The organism is Burkholderia sp. COPS (assembly GCF_019425585.1).
Lineage (GTDB): Bacteria > Pseudomonadota > Gammaproteobacteria > Burkholderiales > Burkholderiaceae > Burkholderia > Burkholderia cepacia.
Genome location: NZ_WIXR01000009.1, coordinates 42,815 through 66,779 on the forward strand (window position 1 = coordinate 42,815; position 23,965 = coordinate 66,779).

At 64.8% G+C, this 23,965-nt stretch carries 20 protein-coding genes; 11 read left to right on the top strand and 9 right to left on the bottom strand.

The genetic code is table 11. The features are described 5' to 3' along the window. Positions 1-90 precede the first annotated feature (90 nt). Entirely contained in the window at positions 91-2,823 is a 2,733-nt protein-coding gene (gene mdeB, locus FOZ70_RS06075; protein ID WP_219705196.1) for an alpha-ketoglutarate dehydrogenase, read from the top strand. 114 nt (positions 2,824-2,937) lie between these two features. Here the strand turns inward: mdeB and FOZ70_RS06080 are convergent, their stop codons facing one another. Then, positions 2,938-3,438 carry an Lrp/AsnC ligand binding domain-containing protein gene (locus tag FOZ70_RS06080; RefSeq protein WP_021160546.1) on the bottom strand — a complete coding sequence of 167 codons (501 nt, stop codon included), beginning with the start codon at positions 3,436-3,438 and terminating at the stop codon, positions 2,938-2,940. A 198-nt stretch (positions 3,439-3,636) separates the two neighbouring features. On the opposite strand from FOZ70_RS06080, the gene FOZ70_RS06085 reads away from it, so the two are divergent. The 10 genes from FOZ70_RS06085 (at position 3,637) to FOZ70_RS06130 (ending at position 16,478) form a co-directional block, all read left to right on the top strand. Then, positions 3,637-4,653: a 1-aminocyclopropane-1-carboxylate deaminase gene (locus FOZ70_RS06085; protein WP_059587145.1), complete on the top strand. Its 1,017-nt coding sequence runs from the start codon at positions 3,637-3,639 to the stop codon at positions 4,651-4,653. 595 nt (positions 4,654-5,248) lie between these two features. Beyond that, complete coding sequence (locus FOZ70_RS06090) at positions 5,249-6,661, top strand: undecaprenyl-phosphate glucose phosphotransferase (protein ID WP_060225758.1); 1,413 nt, start codon at positions 5,249-5,251, stop codon at positions 6,659-6,661. Positions 6,662-6,713: 52 nt separating this feature from the next. Further along, positions 6,714-7,865 (top strand): polysaccharide biosynthesis/export family protein, encoded by a 1,152-nt coding sequence (locus tag FOZ70_RS06095; protein WP_059587142.1) that lies wholly within the window; start codon positions 6,714-6,716, stop codon positions 7,863-7,865. Beyond that, a complete protein-coding gene (locus FOZ70_RS06100; protein WP_060225757.1) occupies positions 7,862-8,359 on the top strand; it encodes a low molecular weight protein-tyrosine-phosphatase in 498 nt (165 codons plus the stop codon). The genes FOZ70_RS06095 and FOZ70_RS06100 overlap by 4 nt, the downstream gene beginning before the upstream one ends. Further along, positions 8,356-10,653, top strand: a complete 2,298-nt coding sequence (locus FOZ70_RS06105) for a polysaccharide biosynthesis tyrosine autokinase (RefSeq protein WP_219705198.1) — start codon at positions 8,356-8,358, stop codon at positions 10,651-10,653. Before FOZ70_RS06100 ends, FOZ70_RS06105 begins: the two co-directional genes overlap by 4 nt. Beyond that, positions 10,650-11,897, top strand: coding sequence for a glycosyltransferase family 4 protein (locus FOZ70_RS06110; RefSeq protein WP_219705200.1), 1,248 nt, complete (start codon positions 10,650-10,652; stop codon positions 11,895-11,897). The genes FOZ70_RS06105 and FOZ70_RS06110 overlap by 4 nt, the downstream gene beginning before the upstream one ends. Further along, positions 11,894-13,066, top strand: coding sequence for a polysaccharide pyruvyl transferase family protein (locus FOZ70_RS06115; RefSeq protein ID WP_219705202.1), 1,173 nt, complete (start codon positions 11,894-11,896; stop codon positions 13,064-13,066). Before FOZ70_RS06110 ends, FOZ70_RS06115 begins: the two co-directional genes overlap by 4 nt. Beyond that, a complete protein-coding gene (locus FOZ70_RS06120; protein ID WP_219705204.1) occupies positions 13,060-14,352 on the top strand; it encodes a polysaccharide biosynthesis protein in 1,293 nt (430 codons plus the stop codon). The genes FOZ70_RS06115 and FOZ70_RS06120 overlap by 7 nt, the downstream gene beginning before the upstream one ends. Then, positions 14,342-15,472 (top strand): hypothetical protein, encoded by a 1,131-nt coding sequence (locus FOZ70_RS06125; protein WP_258025558.1) that lies wholly within the window; start codon positions 14,342-14,344, stop codon positions 15,470-15,472. The genes FOZ70_RS06120 and FOZ70_RS06125 overlap by 11 nt, the downstream gene beginning before the upstream one ends. After that, complete coding sequence (locus tag FOZ70_RS06130; protein WP_258025559.1) at positions 15,465-16,478, top strand: acyltransferase; 1,014 nt, start codon at positions 15,465-15,467, stop codon at positions 16,476-16,478. The genes FOZ70_RS06125 and FOZ70_RS06130 overlap by 8 nt, the downstream gene beginning before the upstream one ends. Positions 16,479-16,831: 353 nt before the next feature. Here the strand turns inward: FOZ70_RS06130 and FOZ70_RS06135 are convergent, their stop codons facing one another. The 8 genes from FOZ70_RS06135 to FOZ70_RS06170 form a co-directional block, all read right to left on the bottom strand. Then, positions 16,832-17,044: a hypothetical protein gene (locus FOZ70_RS06135; RefSeq protein WP_155634856.1), complete on the bottom strand. Its 213-nt coding sequence runs from the start codon at positions 17,042-17,044 to the stop codon at positions 16,832-16,834. Between the two features lie 53 nt (positions 17,045-17,097). Further along, positions 17,098-17,772: a hypothetical protein gene (locus FOZ70_RS06140; RefSeq protein ID WP_059676594.1), complete on the bottom strand. Its 675-nt coding sequence runs from the start codon at positions 17,770-17,772 to the stop codon at positions 17,098-17,100. A gap of 178 nt (positions 17,773-17,950) precedes the next feature. Then, the gene (locus tag FOZ70_RS06145; protein ID WP_059621196.1) at positions 17,951-18,499 is read right to left on the bottom strand and encodes a hypothetical protein; all 549 of its coding nucleotides are present in this window, start codon (positions 18,497-18,499) and stop codon (positions 17,951-17,953) included. Positions 18,500-18,507: 8 nt separating this feature from the next. Then, positions 18,508-19,530, bottom strand: a complete 1,023-nt coding sequence (locus tag FOZ70_RS06150) for a hypothetical protein (protein WP_219705206.1) — start codon at positions 19,528-19,530, stop codon at positions 18,508-18,510. 94 nt (positions 19,531-19,624) lie between these two features. After that, positions 19,625-20,104, bottom strand: a complete 480-nt coding sequence (locus FOZ70_RS06155; protein ID WP_219705207.1) for a hypothetical protein — start codon at positions 20,102-20,104, stop codon at positions 19,625-19,627. Continuing rightward, positions 20,095-20,775 carry a pilus assembly protein gene (locus tag FOZ70_RS06160; protein WP_155629145.1) on the bottom strand — a complete coding sequence of 227 codons (681 nt, stop codon included), beginning with the start codon at positions 20,773-20,775 and terminating at the stop codon, positions 20,095-20,097. The genes FOZ70_RS06155 and FOZ70_RS06160 overlap by 10 nt, the downstream gene beginning before the upstream one ends. A gap of 29 nt (positions 20,776-20,804) precedes the next feature. Further along, positions 20,805-22,934, bottom strand: a complete 2,130-nt coding sequence (locus tag FOZ70_RS06165) for a TcfC E-set like domain-containing protein (RefSeq protein WP_059676623.1) — start codon at positions 22,932-22,934, stop codon at positions 20,805-20,807. Between the two features lie 237 nt (positions 22,935-23,171). Next, positions 23,172-23,696, bottom strand: coding sequence for a CS1 type fimbrial major subunit (locus FOZ70_RS06170; RefSeq protein ID WP_193093754.1), 525 nt, complete (start codon positions 23,694-23,696; stop codon positions 23,172-23,174). Between the last annotated feature and the right edge of the window lie 269 nt (positions 23,697-23,965).

Here is a 23,965-nt window from a genome sequence, read left to right on the forward strand (position 1 = left end):
AGACGCATATTTTGCGGATCGGCGGGTAGCATGATCCGACCGATTGCCACTGATGCGCGCCGCTCCCAACCGGCGCGCGGGAGACCTGCGATGACGGACCTGTCGAACGGTATCGACGCCACGCGGCGCGCGGGCGGCGCTCACGCCGACACCGACCCTGAAGAAACCGCCGAATGGCTGGAGGCGCTCGACGCCGTCGTCGCGCACGTCGGCAAGGAGCGCGCCCAGTACCTGCTCGGCCGGCTGGCCGCGCATGCGCACACGCGCGGGCTCGCGGCGCCGCGCGGCCCGGTCACGCCGTACGTGAACACGATCGCCGCGCACGAGCAGCCGCCCTATCCGGGCGACACCGATCTCGAGGAACGGCTGTCCGCCGCGCTGCGCTGGAACGCGCTCGCGATGGTCGTGCGCGCGAACCGTGCGTACGGCGAGCTCGGCGGCCACATCGCGAGCTACGCGTCGGCATCCGACCTGTTCGAAGTCGGCTTCAACCACTTCTTCCGCGCGACGCCGGCCGGCGCGGGCGATGAAAGCGGCCCGGGCGGCGATCTCGTGTACTTCCAGCCGCATTCGTCGCCGGGCGTCTATGCACGTGCGTATCTCGAAGGTTTTCTCGGCGAGGATCACCTCACGCACTATCGCCGTGAAATCACCGGGCCCGGGCTGTGCTCGTATCCGCACCCTTGGCTGATGCCCGATTTCTGGCAGTTCCCGACCGGCTCGATGGGCATCGGCCCGATCAACGCGATCTACCAGGCGCGCTTCATGCGCTACCTGCAGCATCGCGGCCTCGCGAACACTGCGGGCCGCACCGTGTGGGGCTTCTTCGGCGACGGCGAGATGGACGAACCCGAATCGCTCGGCGCGCTGTCGCTCGCCGCGCGCGAGGGGCTCGACAACCTCGTGTTCGTGATCAACTGCAACCTGCAGCGGCTCGACGGCCCGGTGCGCGGCAACGGCCGCGTGATCGACGAACTCGAGGCGCAATTCGCGGGGGCCGGCTGGAACACGATCAAGGTGCTGTGGGGCTCCGACTGGGATCCGCTGTTCGCGCGCGACCACGCCGGCGCACTCGCACGCGCATTCGCCCATACCGTCGACGGGCAGTTCCAGACCTTCTCCGCGAACGACGGCGCATACAACCGCGCGCGCTTCTTCAGCCAGGACCCTGCGCTCGAAGCGCTCGCCGCGCAGCTCACCGACGCGGAGATCGACCGCCTGCGCCGCGGCGGCCACGACGCGCGCAAGCTGCACGCCGCGTATGCGCGTGCGCTCGCGCACCGCGGCCAGCCGACGGTGATCCTCGCGAAAACGATGAAGGGATACGGGATGGGTGCGGCCGGCCAGGGCCGGATGACGACCCATCAGCAGAAGAAGCTCGACGTCGACGATCTGAAGGCGTTTCGCGACCGCTTCCGGTTGCCGCTGTCGGACAGCGACGTCGAGCAGTTGACGTTTTACAAGCCAGCGGAAGACAGCCCGGAAATGCGTTACCTGCATGCCCGCCGGGCTGCCCTGGGAGGCTATCTGCCCAGAAGGCGGATGGCGGCATCGAAGGGGCTGACCGTCCCTTCGATGCCGGCCTGGGGTGCGTTCGCGCTGGATGCGGCCGGCCGCGAGATGTCGACGACGATGGCGCTCGTGCGCATGCTCGCCGCGCTGATCAAGGATCGCGAGCTCGGCCCGCGCGTCGTGCCGATCGTCGCCGACGAAGCGCGCACGTTCGGCATGGCGAGCCTGTTCCGGCAGGTCGGCATCTACTCGCCGCTCGGCCAGCGCTACGAGCCGGAGGATCTCGGCTCGATGCTCTATTACCGCGAGGACACGCGCGGCCAGATCCTCGAGGAAGGCATTTCGGAAGCGGGCGCGATCTCGTCGTGGATCGCCGCCGCGACGTCGTACAGCGTGCACGACCTGCCGATGCTGCCGTTCTACATCTACTACTCGATGTTCGGCTTCCAGCGCATCGGCGACCTGATCTGGGCCGCCGCCGACCAGCGTGCGCGCGGCTTCCTCGTCGGCGCGACGTCCGGGCGCACGACGCTCGGCGGCGAAGGGTTGCAGCACCAGGACGGCAGCAGCCACCTCGCCGCGTCGACGATTCCGAACTGCCGCGCATACGATCCCGCGTTCGCGTACGAAGTCGCGACGATCGTCGATGCCGGCATGCGCGAGATGGTCGAGCAGCAGCGCGACGTGTTCTATTACGTGACGGTGACGAACGAGAACTACGCGCAGCCGTCGATGCCCGGCGGCGATGCGCAAGCCTTGCGCGAAGGAATCCTGAACGGGATGTATCCGCTGGCGGCGGAATCGCATGCGACCGCGCAAGTGCAGTTGCTCGGCGCGGGCGCGATCCTCGGCGAAGTCATCGCCGCGCAACGCATGCTGAAGGAAGACTGGGGCATCGATGCGGCCGTGTGGAGCGTCACGAGCTTCACCGAACTGCAGCGCGACGGGATGGAGGCCGAGCGTCGCGCGCGGCTCGACGACGACCACCCGCACGCCACGCCGTATGTCACCGGCGCGCTCGCCGCGACGCGCGGGCCCGTGATCGCCGCGACCGACTATGTGCGCGCGGTGCCCGAACTGATCCGCGCGTACGTGCCGCGCCGCTACGTGACGCTGGGCACCGACGGATTCGGCCGCAGCGACACGCGCGACGCGCTGCGCGCGTTCTTCGAGGTCGATCGTGCAAGCATCGTGCTCGCGGCGCTGAAGGCGCTGGCGGACGGGCACGAGATCGACCCGGCCATCGTGCGGGCCGCGCGCGAACGCTACCGGCACGACACATCGCCGGATACGCCGCCCTGGCAACGCTGACGCAAAAACGCCGCGCGACCTGCGCGGCGTTTTTGCATGGATCGGCCGTTGCATGTCGTGACCACCGACGGTCATTGACGCCTCGCGCGCCACACCATCCGCCGCCGAACCGCACTACACCGGCAACGCGTGCGTCGACAGAATCTCCTTGAGCACCATGAACGAGCGCACCTGCCGCACGCCCGGCAGATAGATCAGCTGCTCCGCATGCAGCCGGTTGAAGCTCTCGTTGTCGCGCGTGCGCACCAGCATGAAGTAGTCGAACTCGCCGGTCACGACGTGGCATTCGACGCATCCCGACACCTTCTGCGCGGCCTTCTCGAACGCGGCGAACGCCTCCGGGGTCGAGCGGTCGAGCACGAAGCCGATCACGACGAGCATGCCGGCCCCGAGCGGCTTCGGGTCGAGCAGCGCGACGATCCCGCGAATCATCCCCATCTCCTTGAGCCGCTCGACGCGCCGCAGGCACGCCGGCGCGCTCAGCTTAACCTTCGCGGCGAGGCTCACGTTCGAGATCGACGCGTCCTGCTGAAGCTGCCTGAGGATCGCGCGATCGATGCGGTCGAGCGCGGGCGCCGCGTCGGCCGGCGCCACGGCATTTCTGCTTAATTTCATTGCGTCACTCTCCAATTCTTCGATCCGTAATTGCTTCTACATCGCCAGATTCATTATCAACGTAGGCCGATGGCATTTATTTCGCAAGCTCATTTCGTACGTACTTGCCTATCATTTTTCCATCGGGAGCCCGCGTGCCGGCACTTCCCGAACGAGCTGCTTCCCGTACCCCCCCTGCCTTTCCGGAGACCCGAGTCGATGAACCTGCAACGTTTCCCCCGTTATCCGCTGACGTTCGGCCCGACCCCGATCCAGCCGCTCAAGCGCCTGAGTGCACACCTCGGCGGCAAGGTCGAGCTGTATGCGAAACGCGAGGACTGCAACAGCGGCCTCGCGTTCGGCGGCAACAAGACCCGCAAGCTCGAATACCTGATCCCCGACGCGCTCGCGCAGGGCGCCGACACGCTCGTATCGATCGGCGGCGTCCAGTCGAACCAGACGCGCCAGGTCGCGGCCGTCGCCGCGCATCTCGGGATGAAATGCGTGCTCGTGCAGGAGCACTGGGTCAACTACGACGACCCCGTGTACGACCGGGTCGGCAACATCCAGCTGTCGCGCATGATGGGCGCCGACGTGCGGCTCGTGGCGGACGGCTTCGACATCGGCATTCGCCGCAGTTGGGAAGAGGCGATGGAAAGCGTGCGGCAGGCGGGCGGCAAGCCCTATCCGGTGCCGGCCGGCTGCTCCGAGCATCCGCTCGGCGGGCTCGGCTTCGTCGGCTTCGCCGAAGAAGTGCGTGCGCAGGAAGCACAGCTCGGTTTCAAGTTCGACTACATCGTCGTGTGCTCGGTGACGGGCAGCACGCAGGCGGGGATGGTGGTCGGCTTCGCGGCCGACGGGCGCGCGGACCGCGTGATCGGCATCGACGCGTCGGCGACCCCGGAAAAGACCCATGCGCAGATCACGCGCATCGCGCGGCATACCGCTGAAATCGTCGAGCTCGGGCGCCGCATCGACGAACAGGACGTCGTGCTCGACACGCGTTATGCCGGCCCGGAATACGGCCTGCCGAACGACGGCACGCTGGAAGCGATCCGGCTGTGCGCGCGGCTCGAAGGCGTGCTGACCGATCCCGTCTATGAAGGGAAATCGATGCACGGGATGATCGACAAGGTGCGCAACGGAGAATTCGAGCCGGGGTCGAAGGTGCTGTATGCGCATCTCGGCGGGGTGCCGGCGTTGAGTGCGTATGCGGAGATTTTCCGCAACGGGTAACGCCCGAGCGATCGCGATCCGGCGCGCCCGTGTGCGCGCCGTCACGGCGCCGGCCCGGTCGACTTTGTCGACATCGGGACGGCGCCGTTTCTTCGTTGTGACACGTCCTGCGTCCTCTGGCTGCCGCTTGCTCCGTCCCATCGCGGTGCTCAGCCGCTTTCATTCCCTTCCCCAGCCGCTTCGCACGCGGTATCCCCCGTTTCCTCCTCGCTGATCATCGCCTGCATCGGACGCGACTTGTCTGTCAAAAAACATTGACCATAGGACGTGCTCTCAAATCATTCGTACCTGTACTAAGCCTCACGTGTCCCATTTAGTAGGCGTTCTATTTAAATCACCTCCCTGCTTACCGAAAATTGACACGGTCGAGTCGATTGCAACGTTTCGCAAACATTCGCCCGCAACAGCACGGCCAAAACCGCCGATGCACGCGCGCAACCGGCCGACAAAGTCAGGCGCCGTCGTCGTCCATCGATTGCCCATCCCATGCACTGCAAGACCGCCGCCCCTCGGCCCGATCCGGGGGTGACAACGCATCGGCATCGAAAACGCACGACGCACCGCCCATCCGACCAATCGACAGGGGCAGGGGTATATGGATACGCCATTCGAAATCCGGCAAGCACACGAGTCGCCCGTCGCAGGGGGATCGCTCGCACGCGTGTCCGATGTCGCGCTGATCTCGATCGGCGCGCTGGCCGCGGCACTGGTGCTGCCCGATACAGGCACCGACCGATCGCCCGAACTGGCTGCCGTTGCCTGCGCGGCGACGTTCGCGCTGATGCTGTTCCCCGCGTTCGGCATCTACCGGATGCCGGACGGACGGACGAAACGCCGCGCGGCGATCCTCACCGTACTCGCGTGGCTGCTCGCGCAAGGCTGCGCGGCGCTCGTGATGCACACGCTGGCGCCCGAGTCGAGCATCCCGGCGAACTGGTACCTCCTCTGGACGGCCGCAAGCGGCGCCGCGCTCTGCGTGCCTCGGCTCGTCGCCAGCCGAACGCTCGGGCGGATCGGGCATCCGCCCGCAGGCGGCCATCCGGTCGCGATCGTCGGCACCGGCGCCCATTGCGACGCGGTGCGCGACCGGATTGCGCGGATGCCGTCGGCGGGATTCCGCGCCGCCGCCACATTCGATCCCGACCATGCCCGCCCCGATGTCCGCGCCGACGTCCCGCACTTCGATGCGCTTGACACGTTCGCGCAGCACGTACGCGCGCACGCGATCCCCGAAGTCTGGCTCGCGCTGCCGATCGGCGACACGCGCACCGTGATGGCCGTGATCGATGCGTTTCGAAACGATCTCGTCAACATCCGGCTCATGCCTGACGTCAGCGCGATGACGATGTTCGACGGCGGCATGGTCGACCTCGTCGGCGCGCCGGCGATCAATCTCGTTGCGTCGCCGCTGTCGTCCCGCGCGCTGCTTCAGAAAGCCGTTTTCGATCGCCTCTTCGCGGCCGCGGTGCTGATCGGCACGGCGCCGCTGCTGCTCGCGATCGCGGCGGCGGTGCGGCTCTCGTCGAAGGGCCCTGCGTTGTTCCGGCAGCAGCGCCAGGGCGCGAACGGCAGCACCTTCACGATCCTCAAGTTCCGCACGATGCGGCTGCACGACGACGGCCGTGAAGTGCGGCAGGCCACGCGCGGCGATCCCCGCGTCACGCGCATCGGCGCGTTCCTGCGCCGCACGAGCCTCGACGAACTGCCGCAGTTCGTCAACGTGCTGCGCGGCGAGATGTCCGTCGTCGGGCCGCGCCCGCACGCGCTCCAGCACGACAACCTTTATCAGCCGATCGTCGACGGCTACATCCATCGCTATCGCGTGAAGCCGGGCATCACGGGCTGGGCCCAGATCAACGGGCTGCGCGGCGAAACCGACTCGATCGAGAAGATGCAGCGCCGCGTCGAGGCCGATCTCCATTACCTGCGCAACTGGTCGTTCTCGCTCGACATGCGGATCGTCTCGGCCACCGTTCTGCGCGGCTGGGTGCATCACAACGCGTACTGACCTGCACGCAATGCGCGCCTTTCGAAGCGCCGACTATCACTAAGGATAACTGATGACAAACCCGACACCCGAGCGATCCGATACCGCCCATCCGCGTTGCATGCGTTTGCTGCTGGCCATGGCCGCGAGCGTCACGCTGTCAGCCTGCGTTCTCGCGCCCGGCATGCGGATGAGCCCGCCGTCCGACGCGGCAGACGCGCACGCCGCCAGCGGTGCCCCCACGTTCCGGATCACGCCGATCGATGCCGGCCTGATTCGCGAACTCGATGCGCAATCGGCGAGCCGGCAAACCGGGCAGTCCGATCGGCTTGCCGCATCGCCCGGCCCGTACCGGATCGGCCCCGGCGACGTATTGCAGATCACCGTGTGGGACCACCCCGAACTCGCGGCGTCGCAAGGCCCCGCGCCGCAGAACGCGCCGCGTGCGGCGGATCCGGCATCCGGCTTCGTCGTCGATCCGAAAGGCAACCTGTCGTTCCCGTTCGCGGGCACCGTGCACGTCGCGGGGTTGACCGCCGACGCCGCGCAGGCGCGGATCGTCGCCGCGCTGTCGCGCGTGTATCGCGGCCCGCAGGTGACGTTGCGCGTCGCGTCGTTCCGCTCGCAGCAGGTCTACATCGACGGCGAGGTTCGCACGCCGGGCGCCCAGCCCGTCAACGACGTGCCGATGACGCTGTACGAGGCGCTGGGCCGCTCGGGCGGCCTCAGTCCGGCCGCCGACCAGAGCCGCATGACGCTGGTGCGCGACGGCGTGACCTATCCGCTCGACCTGAGCCGGATGCTGCGCAACGGCCGCAATCCGGCCGACGTCGTGCTCGCCGCCGGCGATCTCCTACACGTGCCGGCCCGCAGCGACTACGGCGTATACGTGATGGGCGAAGTCAACAAGCCGTCGCTCGCGGTGCCGCTGCGCGACGGGCGCCTGACGCTGTCCGACGCGCTGTCCCAGGCCGGCAGCGTGAACGCCGGCACGGCCGACGCAGCCCAGATGTTCGTGATCCGCGGCTCGGGCACGGACAGCCCGCAAGTGTTCCATCTCGACGCGCGCTCGCCGGTGTCGATGGTGCTCGCGAACGAGTTCGAGCTGCAGCCGAAGGACATCGTCTACGTCGACGGCAACGGCCTCGTGCGCTTCAGCCGCGTGCTCAGCCTGCTGTTGCCGGGCGTCAATACCAGCGCCACCGCGGCGCTCGCCGTCAAATGAGCGCGATCTCGACGCTGCTCGTCGTGTGCATCGGCAACGTCTGCCGCAGCCCGATGGCCGAAGCGCTGTTACGCGCGCGGCTGCCGGGCGTCGACGTGCAATCGGCCGGCCTCGGCGCGCGCGACGGCCAGCCGGCCGATCCGCATGCGGTCGACCTGATGCGCGAGCGCGGCCTCGACATCGCCGCGCACCGCGCACGCCGCGTGCCGCCCGGGCTCGCGATGCGCGCCGACCTGATCCTGACGATGGACGCCGACCAGCAACAGCGGCTCGAACGCCGCCTGCCGGCGATGCGCGGCCGCGTGTTCCGGCTCGGCATGCCCGATCCGTCCACCGGCCGCGCGCACGGCTTCGACGTCCCCGATCCGTATCTGGGCCCGCGCGCGTCGTTCGAGCACAGCCTGCGGCTCATCGAATGCGGCGTCGACGCATGGTGCGCGCGCATCGCGCCGGCCGCCCCTCCCACACCTGCCCTTTCCGATTCGAACCGATGACATCCACACCTTTCCACGAGCATGCGCACGACCGCGACGCCGAGCTCGATCTCGCCGGCGCGATCGACGTGCTCGTTTCCCGACGCTGGCTGATCGCCGCCGTCACCGCCGCCTGCATGGGTGCCGGCACGCTGTACGCGTTCCTCGCACCGCGCCAGTACCAGGCCGACATCATGGTGCAGGTCGAGGACAGCGGCGACACGTCGGCCGCCAAGAGCGCACTCGGCGACGTGTCGTCGCTGTTCGACATCAAGTCGAGCGCCGCGGCCGAAGCGCAGATTCTCGCGTCGCGGCTCGTCGTCACGCGTGCGGTCGACGAGCTGCGCAGCTACATCGTCGTACAGCCGAAGCGCTTCCCGGTGGTCGGCGAATTCGTGTCGCGCTTCAACACGGGAATCGCACGCCCCGGCCTGCTGGGGATCGGCGGCTATGCGTGGGGCGCCGAAAGCGCAACACTGGCGCGCTTCGATGTGCCGAAGGCGCTCGAAGGCGAGCGCTTCGAACTCTCGCTGCTCGACTCGTGGCGCTACCGGCTGACGGGTGCCGCGCTGCCCAAGCCAGTCACGGGTACGTTCGGTCACCCGGAATCGTTCGCGACCGCCTACGGCCCGATCGCCATCGACGTCACCCGCATCGACGCGCTGCCCGACACCCGCTTCACGCTCATGCGCGAATCGCGTGCCGGCACGATCGACGCGCTGCGCCGCGGGCTCGACGTCCAGGAAAAGATCAAGCAATCGGGCGTGATCGTCGCGACGCTGCGCGGCGCCGACCCGCAGCGCGTGCAGGCGCAGTTGCAGGCCGTCGCGAGCCACTACGTGCGCCAGCACATCGAGCGCAAGTCCGCCGACGCCGCGCAATCGCTCGCGTTCCTCAACGCGCAGTTGCCGGTGCTCAAGAAGCAGTTGCAGGACGCCGAACAGCGCTACACCGACATGCGCAATGCGAACGGCGCGATCGACCTCGATGAGGAAGCAAAGCTGATCCTCCAGCAATCGGCCGATGCGAAAACGCGCCGGCTCGAACTGGAGCAGAAGCGCGACGCGATGAATGCGCGTTTCGCGCCGGGCCATCCCGACATGATCGCGCTCGACGCGCAGATTGCGACGCTCGCACGCGAACAGCAGTCGTTCGAACGTCAGGTCGGCCGCCTGCCCGACCTGCAGCAGAACGCCGTGCGCCTGATGCTCGACGTGAAGGTCGACACCGATCTCTACACGGCGCTGCTCGCCAACGCGCAGCAGCTCGAACTGGTCAAGGCCGGCAAGACCGGCAGCGTCCGGCTCGTCGACACGCCCATCGCACCCGAAGACCCGGTGCGCCCGAACCGGCCCGTCGTGATCGCCGCCGCCGCGCTGCTCGGTTTCGCGCTCGGCGTCGCGCTCGCGTTCGTGCGCGACTATCTGTTCGGCGGCGTGCGCAGCGCCGACGAGATCGAGCGGCCGCTCGGTATCGACGTCTATGCGACCGTTCCGGCATCGTCCGGCCAGCGGCAGGTCGCCCGGCGCAGCGCGCAACGGCTGCCGGGGCCGCACCTGCTGAGCGTGCTCCAGCCGCACGACCCGGCAGTCGAAAGCCTGCGCAGCCTGCGCACCGCGCTGCGCTTCGCGATGCAGCGCGCGCCCAACAACGTGCTGCTGCTGACGGGCCCCGTGCCCGGCGCCGGCAAGTCGTTCGTCGCGTCGAACTTCGCGGCGCTGCTGGCCGCCAACGGCGAGCGCGTGCTGCTCGTCGACGGCGACCTGCGCCGCGGTTACCTGCACGACGCGCTCGGCGTCGGGCGCGAGGCGGGTTTCGCCGAGCTGCTGTCCGGCACCACGACGCCGGACGCGACGATCCGCCGCGACGTGATCCCCAACCTCGACTTCATTCCGACCGGCGCGATCCCCGCGCATCCGGCGGAACTGCTCGTCGACGAGCGTGTCGGCACGCTGCTCGACACGCTGTCGGCCCGCTACGACCGCGTCGTGATCGATGCCGCGCCGATCCTCGCCGTCACCGACGCCGTCGTGCTCGGCCGCCATGCGGGCACCGTGCTGCTCGCGGCCCGCGCGGCGTCGACGCGCGTGGCCGAACTCGGCGAAGCGATCCGGCGTCTCGCGCACAACGGCGTCGATGCGAGCGGCGTGCTGCTCAACGGCGTCGATCCGCGCTCGGGCCGCTACGGTTCGCGCTATGGCGCGTATCGCTACACCGAGTATTGCTACACGCCACCGCGTCGTGGCTTGACGTTGTCGATCGGACGGTCGCTGCGCTCGCTCGTCGCGCGCTTTCGGCGAGGCGCACCGCGATGAACGATCTCCGACACCTCGAACGCCGAGCCGCTGGGCAAGCAACGCGCCCCGCCGCATCGCCAGCGGCCGGCACATCCGTCCCGTCGCGCGCACCCCGCATTCGACCGCTTCGTGTCGCACTCGTCGTCGAGGCGGCGGGCGGCGGCGTGGCCGTCCATCTTGCCGACCTGATCGACGGACTGAGCAAAACCGGCGACGTCGAACTTCACCTGATCGTGCCGCGCGGCCCGCGCTTCGACGGCACGATCCTCGATGCGCGCGTGCTGGCGCTGTGCGCGAGCGTGCACCATGTCCCCATGCATCGCGCCGTCGGCTGGCGCGATGCGTGGGCCGTCGCCCGCGTGTATCGGTGCCTGCTGCGGATTCGTCCGGACATCGTGCACAGCCACAGTTCGAAGGCCGGCGCAGTCGCGCGTCTGTGCATCGGCCCGTGGCGGCACGTGTACACCCCGCACGCAATCTACACGCTCAACCCGACCCTGAGCGGCCTGCAGCGCCGCGTGTACGGCACGATCGAAGCGTTGCTCGGCCACTTCCGCTCGCACCGGATCGTCGCCGTCTCGCGCGACGAAGCGCGGCATCTGCACGACGCGCTCGGCATCCCCGCCCATCGCGTCGCGACGATCTCCAATGGTGTCGCGGCGTCCGCGACACTGCCGCGCCGCACCGCACGGCAGGCGCTGGGCCTCCCGGACGACGCGATCGTCGTCGGCTTCGTCGGGCGCCTCAGCCACCAGAAAGGCGTCGACCGGCTCGTGCGGATCGCGCGCGGCGTCTATCGCCAGTGCGGCCTCGACGTGCGCCTCGTCGCGATCGGCCCCGGCGACTTCGCGGCGGCAGCCGGCCCCGAGGCCGACGACGTGCCGCCGAATCTTCATGTCGTCGGCCCGGTCGATCGCGCCAGCCGATATTTCTCCGCATTCGACCTGTTCGCGCTGCCGAGCCGCTATGAAGGGTTTCCTTACGTGTGCCTCGAAGCGATGGCCGCCCAGGTACCGATCGTCGCATCGCGCGTTGCGGGCGTGACCGAACTGGTCGAAGGGCACGCCATCGGCGAAGTCGTGCCGAACGACGACGACACGACGCAATTCGCCCGCACCGTCGTCGCGCTCGCCCGCGACGCAGCGCGACGCGACGCCATGCGCGACCACTGCGCGGCTACGCTCGCGCAATTCTCCGCCGCGACGATGGTGCGGCACACGCACGACCTGTATCGCGCACTCGTACAAGGACACCCCGCATGACTTCATCCCCTCATGTCGCGCTGCTGCACGCGTACAGCGCCTGCAACACCGGCGACGGCCTGCTGGTCGACCTGTCCGTCTCGCTGCTGCAAGAGGCGTTCGGCGACGCGACACGCGTGTCGGTCGTCGCCGCCGATCCCGCGTCGTTTGCCGGTCACGACGACGTGCGCCCGGCCCCGGTGCTCGCCGATCGCGGCTGGCGCCGGCTCACCGCGGCCGCCCGCGCCGCGCTGCCCGTGCGCGCGAATGGCCGACTGCGCCCGACCGTCGAACTGCTCGACCGGGCCGACCTGATCGTCGGCGTCGGCGGTGGATACCTGCGCGCGCGCAATCCCGTCGAGGCGCTCAAGCTCGAAGCCGGGCACCTGCTGCAGATGCGCGCAGCGCGCGCATCGGGCAAGCCAGCCGTGTATCTGCCGCAGAGCATCGGGCCCGTACTGTCGGCCCATCCGGTCGGCGCCCACCAGCGCTCGCTGCTTGCCGGATTCGACACCGTCTTCGTTCGCGATGACCGTTCCGCAGCCTTCCTCGCAGAGAACCCGAACACGCGTCGCGCCCCCGATCTCGCCGTGCTCGATTTCGAGCATCGCAGCGATGCGATCCTGCAGCGCGCGGCGCGCGCGAATCACGACGTGCGGCACATCGCATTCGTGCTGCGCCGCGCGCCTGCGTGGTCCGCCGCGCAACGCGCACGCTACGACGCGTCGATCCGGCGGCTCGTCAAACAGGCGAACGCATCGTGCCGGATCAGCTTCGCGGTACAGAGCACCGGTCGCGGCAACGACGATCTCGCGTACTACCGCAGCCTCGGCATCCGCGAAACACCGGTGCCGCTCAGGTCATTGCTCGAGCACGACCGGCCCGACGTCACGGTGTCGGTGCGGCTGCACGGCGCGCTCGAATCGATCCTGCACGGCGTCCCTGCGTTCCACGTCAGCTACGAACGCAAGGGCTTCGGCGCCTACTCGGACATGCGGCTCAACGACTGGGTCGCCAACGGCGCGGATTTCGACCCCGCCGACGTCTTCGATACGATCTTCGCGCCCGGCGCGACGGCCGCGTTCTGGGACGCCGCACAAACCGGCTTCGCCGGCATCCGTGCGGCCCGCGTGCGCGTGATCGATACGCTGCGCGCCGCAGGCGGCATCGACGAAGGTGGACGATGCTGACACGCCTTCTGTTGCGCTTCTCGGCGCTCGGCCTGAAATTCGCGCTCGCGATCGTCGTCGCGCGCACGCTCGGCTTCGACGCGATTGCCGCGTACGGGCTGGCGGTGGCCGCATCGGTCATTGCGTCGAAAGTGCTTGGCCTCGGCTTCAGCCCGGAACTGAACCGCCGCCTGAGCGAAACCAACCCGATGCCGGCGATCGCTCACGCGCGTCGCCTCTGCGTCGTCTATGGCGCGCTCTACGTACTGCTCGCCGCCGCGCTTGCCGTGGCGACGCTGAACGAGCCCGCCGCCGCGCTGCTCGCACGATTCGGGCTGCCGGCATCGCTTGCCTGGAGCGTGCTGCTTGTCGCGCTGTCCGAGCACGCGGCGTTCGAGGCAAACGGATGGCTGTTCTCGCTGCACCAACCACGCGCCGCTTCGCTGCTGCTGTTCGTGCGCACCGGCGCATGGGCCGGCATCGCTTGCGCCGGACTGCTTTCCGGCGCGATGCAATCGATCGAGACGGTGTTTGCGATCTGGGTCGCGGTCAACGCATGCGTGGTGGTCGCATGCCTGCGTCGAATCGACACGTTCGCGCGCCGCGTACACGGCATCCGTTTTCCGGGGTGCGAGGCTCATCCGGGGAGCGTGCTGCCGGTCTGGCTGCGCGGGCTGCCCTTCTATGCGGCGGGCGTGCTCCTCGCGGCGCTGCAGTATGCGGAACGCTTCGTCGCGGGCGGCCAGGTGAGCGCCGACGCGCTCGGCCAGTACGTGTTCGCGTGGTCGATCGCCAATGCCGTGCAGACGGTCGCGTTCGCGACGGTCGTCGCGACGGCCGGCCCGCGCTTCGTGCGCACACTGGCCGACACGCCCGGTGCGTTTCTCCGGCAAGTGCGACGCGCGGTGGCAGCCAGCGTGGCGGTGACGCTGCTCGCGTCGGCCGCCATCGCGGTCGTCTGCCGCGATCTGTTCGCGTTCGCGCACCAGCCGGCGGACGCCGGTCATGCCGCGCTGCTCGCGGTACTGCTCGCGTCGTTCGTGCTGCGCGCGGCGGCGGACGTCCTGTGGACCGCCGCCATTGCGGTGCGTGCGGGCAGCATCGTGCTGGTCGCGTTGACGGCCATCGCACTGCTGTATCTGCCGCTCGCGTCGCAACTGATTGCTCGCGAAGGCGTCGTGGGCGCCGCATTTGCTCATCTCGCGACGAGCGTCGCGATCGCCGCGATGCTCGCGCTGAGTGTCGCACGGCTCGCGCGCCGGCATCGACTCGCCGCACAAACAACGGAGCTGCGTCATGCTGGATAAGCTGCTTTGCGCAGGCCCGCGGCTCAGCCGCGGCCTGATACGCGCGATCGCCGCGCTGGCCGTGCTCGCCTACTGGGTCATCTATGCGAAAGCCGGCGCGTTCCTGCCCGAGTTCGTGTTTCGCGACGCGGAGAAGATCCAGAGCCAGATCGGCGGCGCGAGCACCTACGAAGGCACGTCGTTCGACGCGGTCGCGCAGGTCTATGCCGCGCTCGGCACGACCGGCACACACCTGTTCGTCGCGTCGATCGGTGCGCTCTGCATCTGGCGCGTGCTCGGCCAGGGTACGCGCGCCGGATCGATGGCGGCCTGCATCGTGCTGCTCGCGCCGTGCGTGTTCTTCAATCTGTTCGTCGCGAGCAAGGACACGCTCGTCGTGCTGATGGCCATCGTGCTCGCCCGAATCGCGCAGCGCCGCACCACGCTCGTCGCGATCGCGGCCGCAGTCGTGCTGTACGGCGCGTACGCAGCCATCGTGCGCAGCTATTTCGCGCTGATCCTCGCGGTCGCGGTCGGTGTGCTGCTGTTCCGGCACGGCGGGTGGCCGCGCAGGATGCTGCTGATTCCGGCCGTGCCGCTCGCGATCTTCCTGCTGCCGAACGACGTGTATTACCTGCTGCTGCATCCGCGCGACATGGCGTCGGACTATCTCGCCTACCAATCGCCTTTCGGCGCTCGCACCAGTTTCCGCAACCCGCTCGAGCCAGTTTCGTTCGTCGCGTTCTGCGTCGACTACCTGTATGCGGTACTGCGCCTGAATCTGCCGGTGCTGTTTTCGCCCGGACCGAAGGAATTCGCGATGCAGGCGTTCGTCTGGATCGCGCTGGCCGCCGTATGGCGCCGCGCGCGCGGCGACGGCGGCGCCGGTCGCGACGTGCTCGCCGCGCTCGTCATCGGGCACGCGGCCGTATCGATGCTGTTCGAGCCCGATCTGGGCAGCTACACGCGTCATCTGTCGAGCGTGTCGTTGCTGTGCGCGATGCAGTTCGCTGGCGTATCGCGTTCGACGCGCGGGACGAATCGGGCGTCCGGCGCAATCGGCGCACCCCGGGCCGCCGCCGGCCGGCGGCGCTCCCCGACGACACCGCAAGCAGCCACGTCTGGAGGACCACATGCGTAACGACGGCATGCCACCCCGCGCGTTCTTTCCCAATATCCAGGCCGCCCGTGCATTCGCGGCCCTCGCGGTCGTCGCCTATCACATGCACGTACTGCCATTCGGTCAGGCCGGCGTCGACGTCTTCTTCGTGATCAGCGGGTTCATCATGTCGTGGGTCGCACCGGGCGAAGGTCGTATGTTCTTCCGCAAGCGCCTGGTCCGGATCGTGCCGCTCTATTGGGTGACGACGCTCGGCATCTACGCGATCGCCGTGCTGCGCCCGCACTGGCTGAACAGTACGACCGCGGCGCCCGAATACCTGATCAAGTCGCTGTTGTTTGTACCGTACGTCAAGGAAAACGGTCATTGGGGGCCGCTCAACCTGAACGGCTGGACCCTCGAATACGAAATGCTGTTCTACGTGGTAGTCGCAGCAAGTCTAGTGGGCGTCCGCGCACGCTTCGCGACGGCGTTCGCGGCGCTGATGCTCGCGTCGTTTTGCCTGTGGGCGACCATCGACGGCACACCGGGTACGGTCGCCCACCATCTGGGGCAACCGATCGTGCTGGAGTTCGGCCTGGGTGTGGTGGCGTACCGGATGCTGCAAACCGGTTTCGTGCGTCGCATCGCCACACCGGCGTGGGTGCTCGCGGCATGCGTCGCCGTCGCGGCGATTCCGTTGTCTCATGCGCTTTTCGGTACGCCCCAAGCGTTCGCGCGCATCGCGCTGTGGGGCATGCCGGCGTGCGTGCTGATCGTCTCGCTGGTCGTGCTCGACATGCGGAACGTGACGATCACGAACCGGATCGTGACCGCGCTGGGCGCCGCCAGCTATTCGATCTACCTGATCCATCCATATGCGATCGGTGTCGCCGAGAAAATCGTCGGCGTGCGCGCGGATCTTCAGACGTGGTCCAGCGCCGTGGCTGCGTGCGCGATGCTCGGCGCGGTGTGTGTATCCGGATACGTGTGCTATATCCGGGTTGAGCGACCGATGGTGGCCGCACTAAATCGATGGCTTCGCTGAGCGCAGGCTCCGATGCACGATTTATGATCGACTCACGACCAACGGGCGACGAGCGCCCCAAGCCATTTCATCGGAGGATTGCCATCAAGGCGCCCGGTGTCGCTCGTTGGCATGCGACCGACCTGAGCCGATAAGCAACACCATCGCACGGGTGCAATCGAGCGTCTGGCTGCGACGGAGCCCCTACGCGGCTCACCGTTGCGGGCTCCGCATGCCGGTCAGTTAAACGTCGCTGGGCGACCAGGGCAGCTAAGCACGCAGCGTGCCCGAGCCTTGTGTGGCCACATTCCGCCGGCCGGCACGTGAGAGGGATCGAGAAGCCTTCGAGACAAGCGCAGAGGTAACAAGGCCACTCAGTTGAGTTGCCAGGTGTAACGGATGATCTCGAAAGGAGTATTTCGACGGTTTTGATACCAGCCCCAGCCATACAAGTCAGGGCCAGTCGAATTGGAGGGCGAGAGGGAACGAACAACAGCCGCTCGACGTTGAGCGGCAATTTCGTCGCGCAGCCTGCGCAAGGAAACGGGTTGTGTGGTCGGTTGACGCATGACGATCTCGAAAGGCATCGATTTGTCGAAACCGGTTCGATTCATATGCCGATACGATCGAGGCTCTACCCTCAACCCGAAACACCCGCCCTGCAAGCCGAATGTTCCGGAATCTCGACGACATGGCCCGGCAAGGCCTGCGGCACGCCCGGATAAACATTGAAGTTATCGAGTTTTCGCCCATCCACTTCCGCCCCCTTCACGCGATAGCGAACATTGCCCGTGGCAGTGAGATGTGCGCCCGATGCATCACACGTGACCGACAGTTTCGCGCGTCCGCTCGCCGGCAATTGACGGACAAGTACGCTGAACCCGAGGTTGACGATAATGTTGCCCGCAGTCTTCTGTTCCCCCTCGGTCGACGCCTCGATCACGGGCGTGACGTTGAGCCGATACACCGTCTCCACTTCAACCGACCGCAACGGCTTCAATACGATTTTTTTCGTTTGCCCGGGCGCGAGACTCAGCTTGAACGGATACGCGTACAGCGAAGGCTTGCTCGCATTCACAATCGGCTCGACCTTTTCGTCGGCCAACGGTACGCCAGGATTGAGCAGACGCGACAAGGAAATGTTCACGTACTCGGGACGCATACCGTTATTGACGAGTTGCACGACCGTCGTGTCCTTGTCTATCTCGACCTCTTTCGGCAGCACGTCGATCGCCGCAAGGCTCGACCCGGAAAGGAGCCCGCCTACGACACAGACCATCGCTCGAAACCTGGCAGTAGAAAAGCTGGAGCTCATATCTGAATATCGATCAATTGGCGTTGGAAGGAAATTGCTGAGACTGCCGTGGAACTCGCCTCGCCACTTGCGATTCGGCGGCCGCCGATCGGCGGATCAGGTACTCGCACGAACTGTACGCATACCGCCGCCCGCAACAGATAGACCGTTCATCCGCTACGACCGGAAACGACTACCCTCACTGCTTGGTGATGATCGGCTCAAAGGTCAAGGACAGGGTGCCCGTGTATGTGCCGACGGTACTCTTGAAATCTCCCGCCGGCGGAAATGCCGAAACGAGAAGCGTGTAGTATCCCCTGGAATCCGCATTCGGTTCAGGGGGGGGCGGGTTCTGGAATTCGACACCCTGATCGACGCTCAACTGGGAAAGCGGGGCGCCTTCGGCGCCCAGGCTGACGGTCGGGGTCCGAAACGCAAGCGTCGGCTTTGCCTGATTCACGATTTGCAGCGGCTGATCCATGCGAACACGAAATCTTCCGGTGGTTGAATCGACGCGTAGCCGTGCCTGCACGTCATACGCAGTTTCCCAGCCACCGAGCTGCCGCATTTCCAGCCCGTTTCCGAACCACCCGCCCTTATCATCGGTCACGATCAGGTTGTTCGCGCGCGTAACGCGTGCGGTTACCTTGCTCGTCGTCTTACCGTTGACGAGGATGATCTGAGCAGACGCCAGCGCCGGCAACGCCACGAGTCCGATCAGCATCAGCTTGAAAAATCGCTTTCTCATCTCGCCCCCTAGGTTTTTGTAACAATAGTAAACGTCAATATGTCAGAATAATTCCCGACACCGACACTCATCCCAACCGATGTCTTGAACGTCGGAACAAAACATGTTCTGTTACGGTTATTTAACAAGACAGGACTATTACTTCCATTTGGAACGGTGAATTTATCAACACCACTATCCAGCGTCACCTTATACGGGATCTTTTCCGCCGCATTGGCGACGTTTTTCAAGAAAAAGGTTCCGCCCGAGGTGCCATTCTCACCTTTTGCATCAATAACGAACTGACGAGAACTGTTCACACCTGAATAAGTGAAACAGAGTTGTTCGGTCAAACCTGAAAGCGTCTTTTCGCCTTCACCCCGCGGCAATTCGCCGAGATTCCAGTCCGGCGCAGCCACATCGACCGTAATGGCGGCCGGCGGCGGAGGCGGCGGCCTGGTCGGCTCCAGGAGGTCGCACTTGCCGCTGCCCAATTTGCTTATATAGGCGGCCCCCGTCACTTCGCCGACGTCCGCTTTGGTGGTGTATGCTCCACCACGAATCCCGATACCCGGCCACTTGGCGATAACCGAGTTATTTATGATGACCTCTACGTCAGCGACGAATTTTGACCTATTTTTCCATGCGTAAACTCTAGAAAAGTAGATAAAATAGTCCTCACCTCTGTACACTTCGTCTGACCGATAACCATTCAGTGTGATCGACTTTGCAGCATTGCTGCTTGGCAAGATCTTCCCATTTTCATCATACGTATAGACCAATATCCCACGCGCCACCCACGTACCTTCACCAATTGTCTCAGGGGCCGATTTGAATTCCATGCTGACATTAATCTTGCTCGTTCCATCCCCAATGTTCTCCCACGAGCACGATTTATAGCTCACCAGAACGTCCGACGTGATAAGCGTAAAAGCTTTTGCGCTTTCCGCCACAAACAAAAGAGATAATAGGAGCACGTTGCAACACAATAAACTTAATGCCCGCTGCGTCAACATTCTTCGCATCATGTCGCCTGTATAAAATTTGCTCAATTTAACTTCATCGAGAAGACCAATCTCGCGAATTCACCGAGAATTCAACGGGTGCCCGATAAAGGCTCACAAACCGGAAAGATCCGCACTGCGATCAACCCGCGTCGCCCCGCTGATAAATCACGACTCCGTAGCCAATGCTGATCGACAGGGGTGCCGCTCGGCTGTCCTGCATGTCGTTGGACACCACGATGCGTTCCGTCGGCCGAAAGGTGACTCGCCATACCTGCGTTTGGGGCGGCGTACCGAATTCCTTCATGACCATCAGATATTTCTGCCCTGGCGCGAGCACGAGCCGACTCGGCTGGATCAACAATCCGGGCCGTTCGACTTCCGTCACCGGAACGAGACGCTCCGGGGACTCGCCAGGGTTCGCCACCCAATGCTGTTCGACGTTCAGATACAACGGCGCATCTCCGACGTTTTCGACGCTCAACTCGCCTGCCGGTTTGCCGGGTTCCAGCGTCAGTTCCACACGCGACAACCTCAGGACGCCGGCGGCCATGCTGGATGCGCACGTCATCGCGGCCAGAAGGGCCACGGCACCACGCAGTCCGGCTTTCATCACGGACATACGAGTTCCGTCGGCTTGTCGTCGACATTCATCGACATGCGCTTCGTCGCAAAATGCTGCGGCGTACCTGGAAAGACAGCCAACGTCTGCGGCGCCTTCGCCTTGTCATAAACGACCTGGGTAAAGATCTGACGCACATTCCCCGTGTTTTCCAGCGTCAAGCCGCCGTTTTCGCACCGATGCGTCCAGCCCGTAACCTGCTTGCCCGGCGCCGGCATGTGTCGCACCAGCACGCCATACCCGATCGCCACTGACATCGGCGCGGTGATCTTGTCCGCCGGCACGTCGTCGACCTTCAGCGATCGGACCGGCAGGATGTAGAGCCGATAGAGTTCCTCCCGCTCCGGTTCCGACAACGACTTCAGGACGATCGACCGTGTCTGGCTCGGGCCGAGCGTCAGCTTGTCGGGGCTGGCCAGCATGCCGGGATGCGCGACGTCACCGAGATCCACCTTCTTCTCCGGAATCGCACCGGGATTCGTCACTTTCTGAACGGTGATGTTCAGGTACAACGGCGCATCGCCCATGTTCCTCACGGTCACAGTCTGTTCGTGTGCGTTGAAGACCTTCGTCGTGGCCGGCATGACCATCAGTTCGCCTTCCGCATGAGCGGATTGGACGACTGCCATCACCAGACCGAACAACAGTGAAAATGGGGTATAACGTTTCATCGCTTTTCCTCTCCGATATTCGCCGGACGTTATTTGCAAAGGAAATTGCTGCCCTTTGCGTCCTTCAGATCGCACGTCAACCGGCGCCCACCTCCGTCGACCGTCACGACCCCCAGCATCTTCTTGCTGACGATAGAGAACAATCCATTCCGATGCACCGTATCGTCCGTTTCGACAATCTTCCCGCTGACGGGCTGGCCATTTTCGTCGATCATGAATCCGCTATAGACCATGTTGATATCGACACGCGCCTTGGCCGAATACACTTGCCCCGGATGGGCGCGCATGATGTTTGCCGGCACCTCGATATTCATGTCGAGATTGTCGTTATTGCCAAACACGCGTGCGAACGACACATCTCTATATGCGTTGAGCGGCACCGCGTAAGTTCCGTTTCCAGCAACCGGGCTACCTTCGACGCTGAAGCCATACTTCATGCCGTCAATTTTTGGTGTCCTCAGCAGCAATGCGCTTCCACTCGAACTGTACCGCCCGAATGCCATGCCATCCTTGCTTGCCGCAACCATGCCGCGGTAGTTGAAGTCGACGTTGCTGCCCGCATTGCTGGTGCCAAGATTCAGCGATGCGTCGCCACGCGTGCCGGAGCGCGTACCGTAAAGGTTGACGCCATAATTGCTGCCGACCCGGTTGGCCGTGGCGCCAATAGTCGACGTTCCGAAGCTGTCCACGAAATCCTTCCGGACGTCCCCGCTCAGCTGTGTCTGACCACCCACATGCGCGACATTGACCGTCCCTTGAACCTTGTCCAGGGTCATTGTCGTGTTGAAGTACACGCCATAGCCGCCGCTACCGCTCTGGTAACCGCCTTTCTGCACGCCAAGCGCAAACGTGGCCCACAAGCCGTTCGGACGATAGTTCCAGCGGACTTCCGCCTGATGCGACGGGCCGCCCATCGACTGCATATAGTTGTAGCCGAGCATCACCTTGCGCAGGCTGCGGCTATAGGACACGCTCGTGCTCGGTCGCCCGGAATAGAAGCGCGACACGTCGGTGCTCTGGTAGCGGCTCACCGACAGACTGCCGAGCGCTTCGCTGGCCATCGAGATGTTCACGTAGCCACCGACGCCTCGCTCCCCGGCCAGTAAGCCAAGCGTCGGTTGAATATCGATGTCGGCGATCTGCGTCGGACGCGTGATATTGACTTCTCCCGCCCATTTGCCGCCCTCGCCCGCAAGCGCCGACGCGTTCACGTAGAACTGCTTGAGGTTCCGGCTCACCCCGGCCTCGAGCAAGTAACTGCCGCTGCCCATTTCCTTGCCGGCCGTGAAGTGCCAGGCGTTGCCGCTCGTCGCGTTGAAATTCAGGTTGTTGATTTCACGGCGCTCACTGCTCACCACATTACCGTTACGGTCGACCAGCCGGACCTCGAGCGGATAGTAGCCACCAGGCAAATCGGCAAAACTGATTTCATTGCGTCCGATCGCGGCCGGCCGCTTGAAGATCAGGCGACCGTTGCGATAGAACTCGTAATTCCCTTCGGCCGTCGCATAGAGAATCAGCGAGCCGACATTGTTGTTCACCTGCAAGTTCGCCTGACTGCCGACCGTCACGAACTGATCGAAGCTCGGCGACAGCATCGTGCTGACGGAGCCCGCCGAGTAGTCGATGCTGTTCTGCTTACCCATGCGCACGTAGGTGCTTGCGAAGTTCTTCTGCAGATAGTACGAAGACACGCCGCGGTCGCCACCGCTGTAGCCGCGCGAGCTGGTCTGGTTCGCGTACCAACTCACGTAACCGAAGCTCTGCGACGGCAGTCCGACCCAGGTATTGGCGCTGATGTTTGCCGCGCGATAGCCGTCGGATCCGGCGCGCAAATCGACCGACTGGTTGTTGACGATGCCCAGGCTCGTCTGCGGCGCAATGTAGTCCTCTCGCGCATCACGAATCGAGATCGAGCGCTTCATTTTGTCGACGGTCACGTGATAACCGTCGATCTCCACGTCGCAGCCCTTGCTGCAACGCTTGTAATCCAGTTGTGAAACAACACGCTTGATCGTCGAGACATCCTCCGCCGGAATGCCATTTTCCTCGAACTTGCTCGCATCGAAAGTCAGTACGCCATCCGCTTGCGAGAAACCGATGAAGTCCGGCAACGTACGGCCGTTGAACGTCGCGACATAATTTGCGCTATCGTCCATCTCGGCCGCGCCGAACCCGTCCGGCACTCCGTACGAAACCTTAAGCTCTGCGAATGAATGCGACGAAACAAAAAGAAACGCACCCAGCCACAGCTTGTTGAAGCGGAAAGGAACTTTATCGGCGAACACGTTTTTCTTATCGAGGAGTTGGACGGATGGGCACGCGCTTGCTTCCTGTGACTGCGCTGAAGAGGAAGCCCCCTGATGTGGGGCTTCCCGTCAACCTGGCTAGGTGATTTACGGCGCGGTCGCTGCGGCCGGCTCGAACACCATGACGAGATCGCCGCTGTAGCTGCCGTTGGTGCTCTGAGTGCCCGCTTGCGTCGGTGCATCCACGTTGATCTTCAGGTTGTGGACTTCGTCGAAGCCGCCATTGCCGGCAACGGTTTGCGTGACCTTCTGGACGCCGGTCGTGATGTCATGGTCGCCCGCCTGGCTGGTCAGCTGGACCTTTGCGTTCTTCATTTCGTAGTGGCCGTTCGACATCTTCAGCGCCGATGCCAGCGAAACGTTGAAATCGGCATTCTTCGTCCACACGCGGACCGGCAGCGTCTTGGAGAACTTCGCCTGGGTGTAATCGGTGGCTTCGAGCTCTTCCGTGCCGTACCACGTCGAACCGTCCGGCTTCGAAACGAAGATGCCGTCGTTGATTTGCGCGGTCAACGTGATCTTCTTCGACACGGATTCCGCCTGCGCCGTATGCGCCATGCCGAACAGTGCCGTGGTCATGCCCAGTGCCAGAACGAGTTTGCTAAGTTTCATCTGATGCTCTCTTTTCAACGAGTTTCGAAAATGAAATGCCGGATTGAATCGGCACACGTTACGTGGAAGATCATTTCCACTGACGCTATTTTCCAAGAGCATCGCCATACGATGAATAGGACGATTTTTATAAACATCCGAGAAACACTCGTACATGTACGAATATTATCTTTCGGCAAACTCAAACCATTGATTGTCAAATCAATCTGACACTTGTGGTCATCGCATGCTTCATGCAAGCGACAGCACATGCTGGAAATGATTCGGGA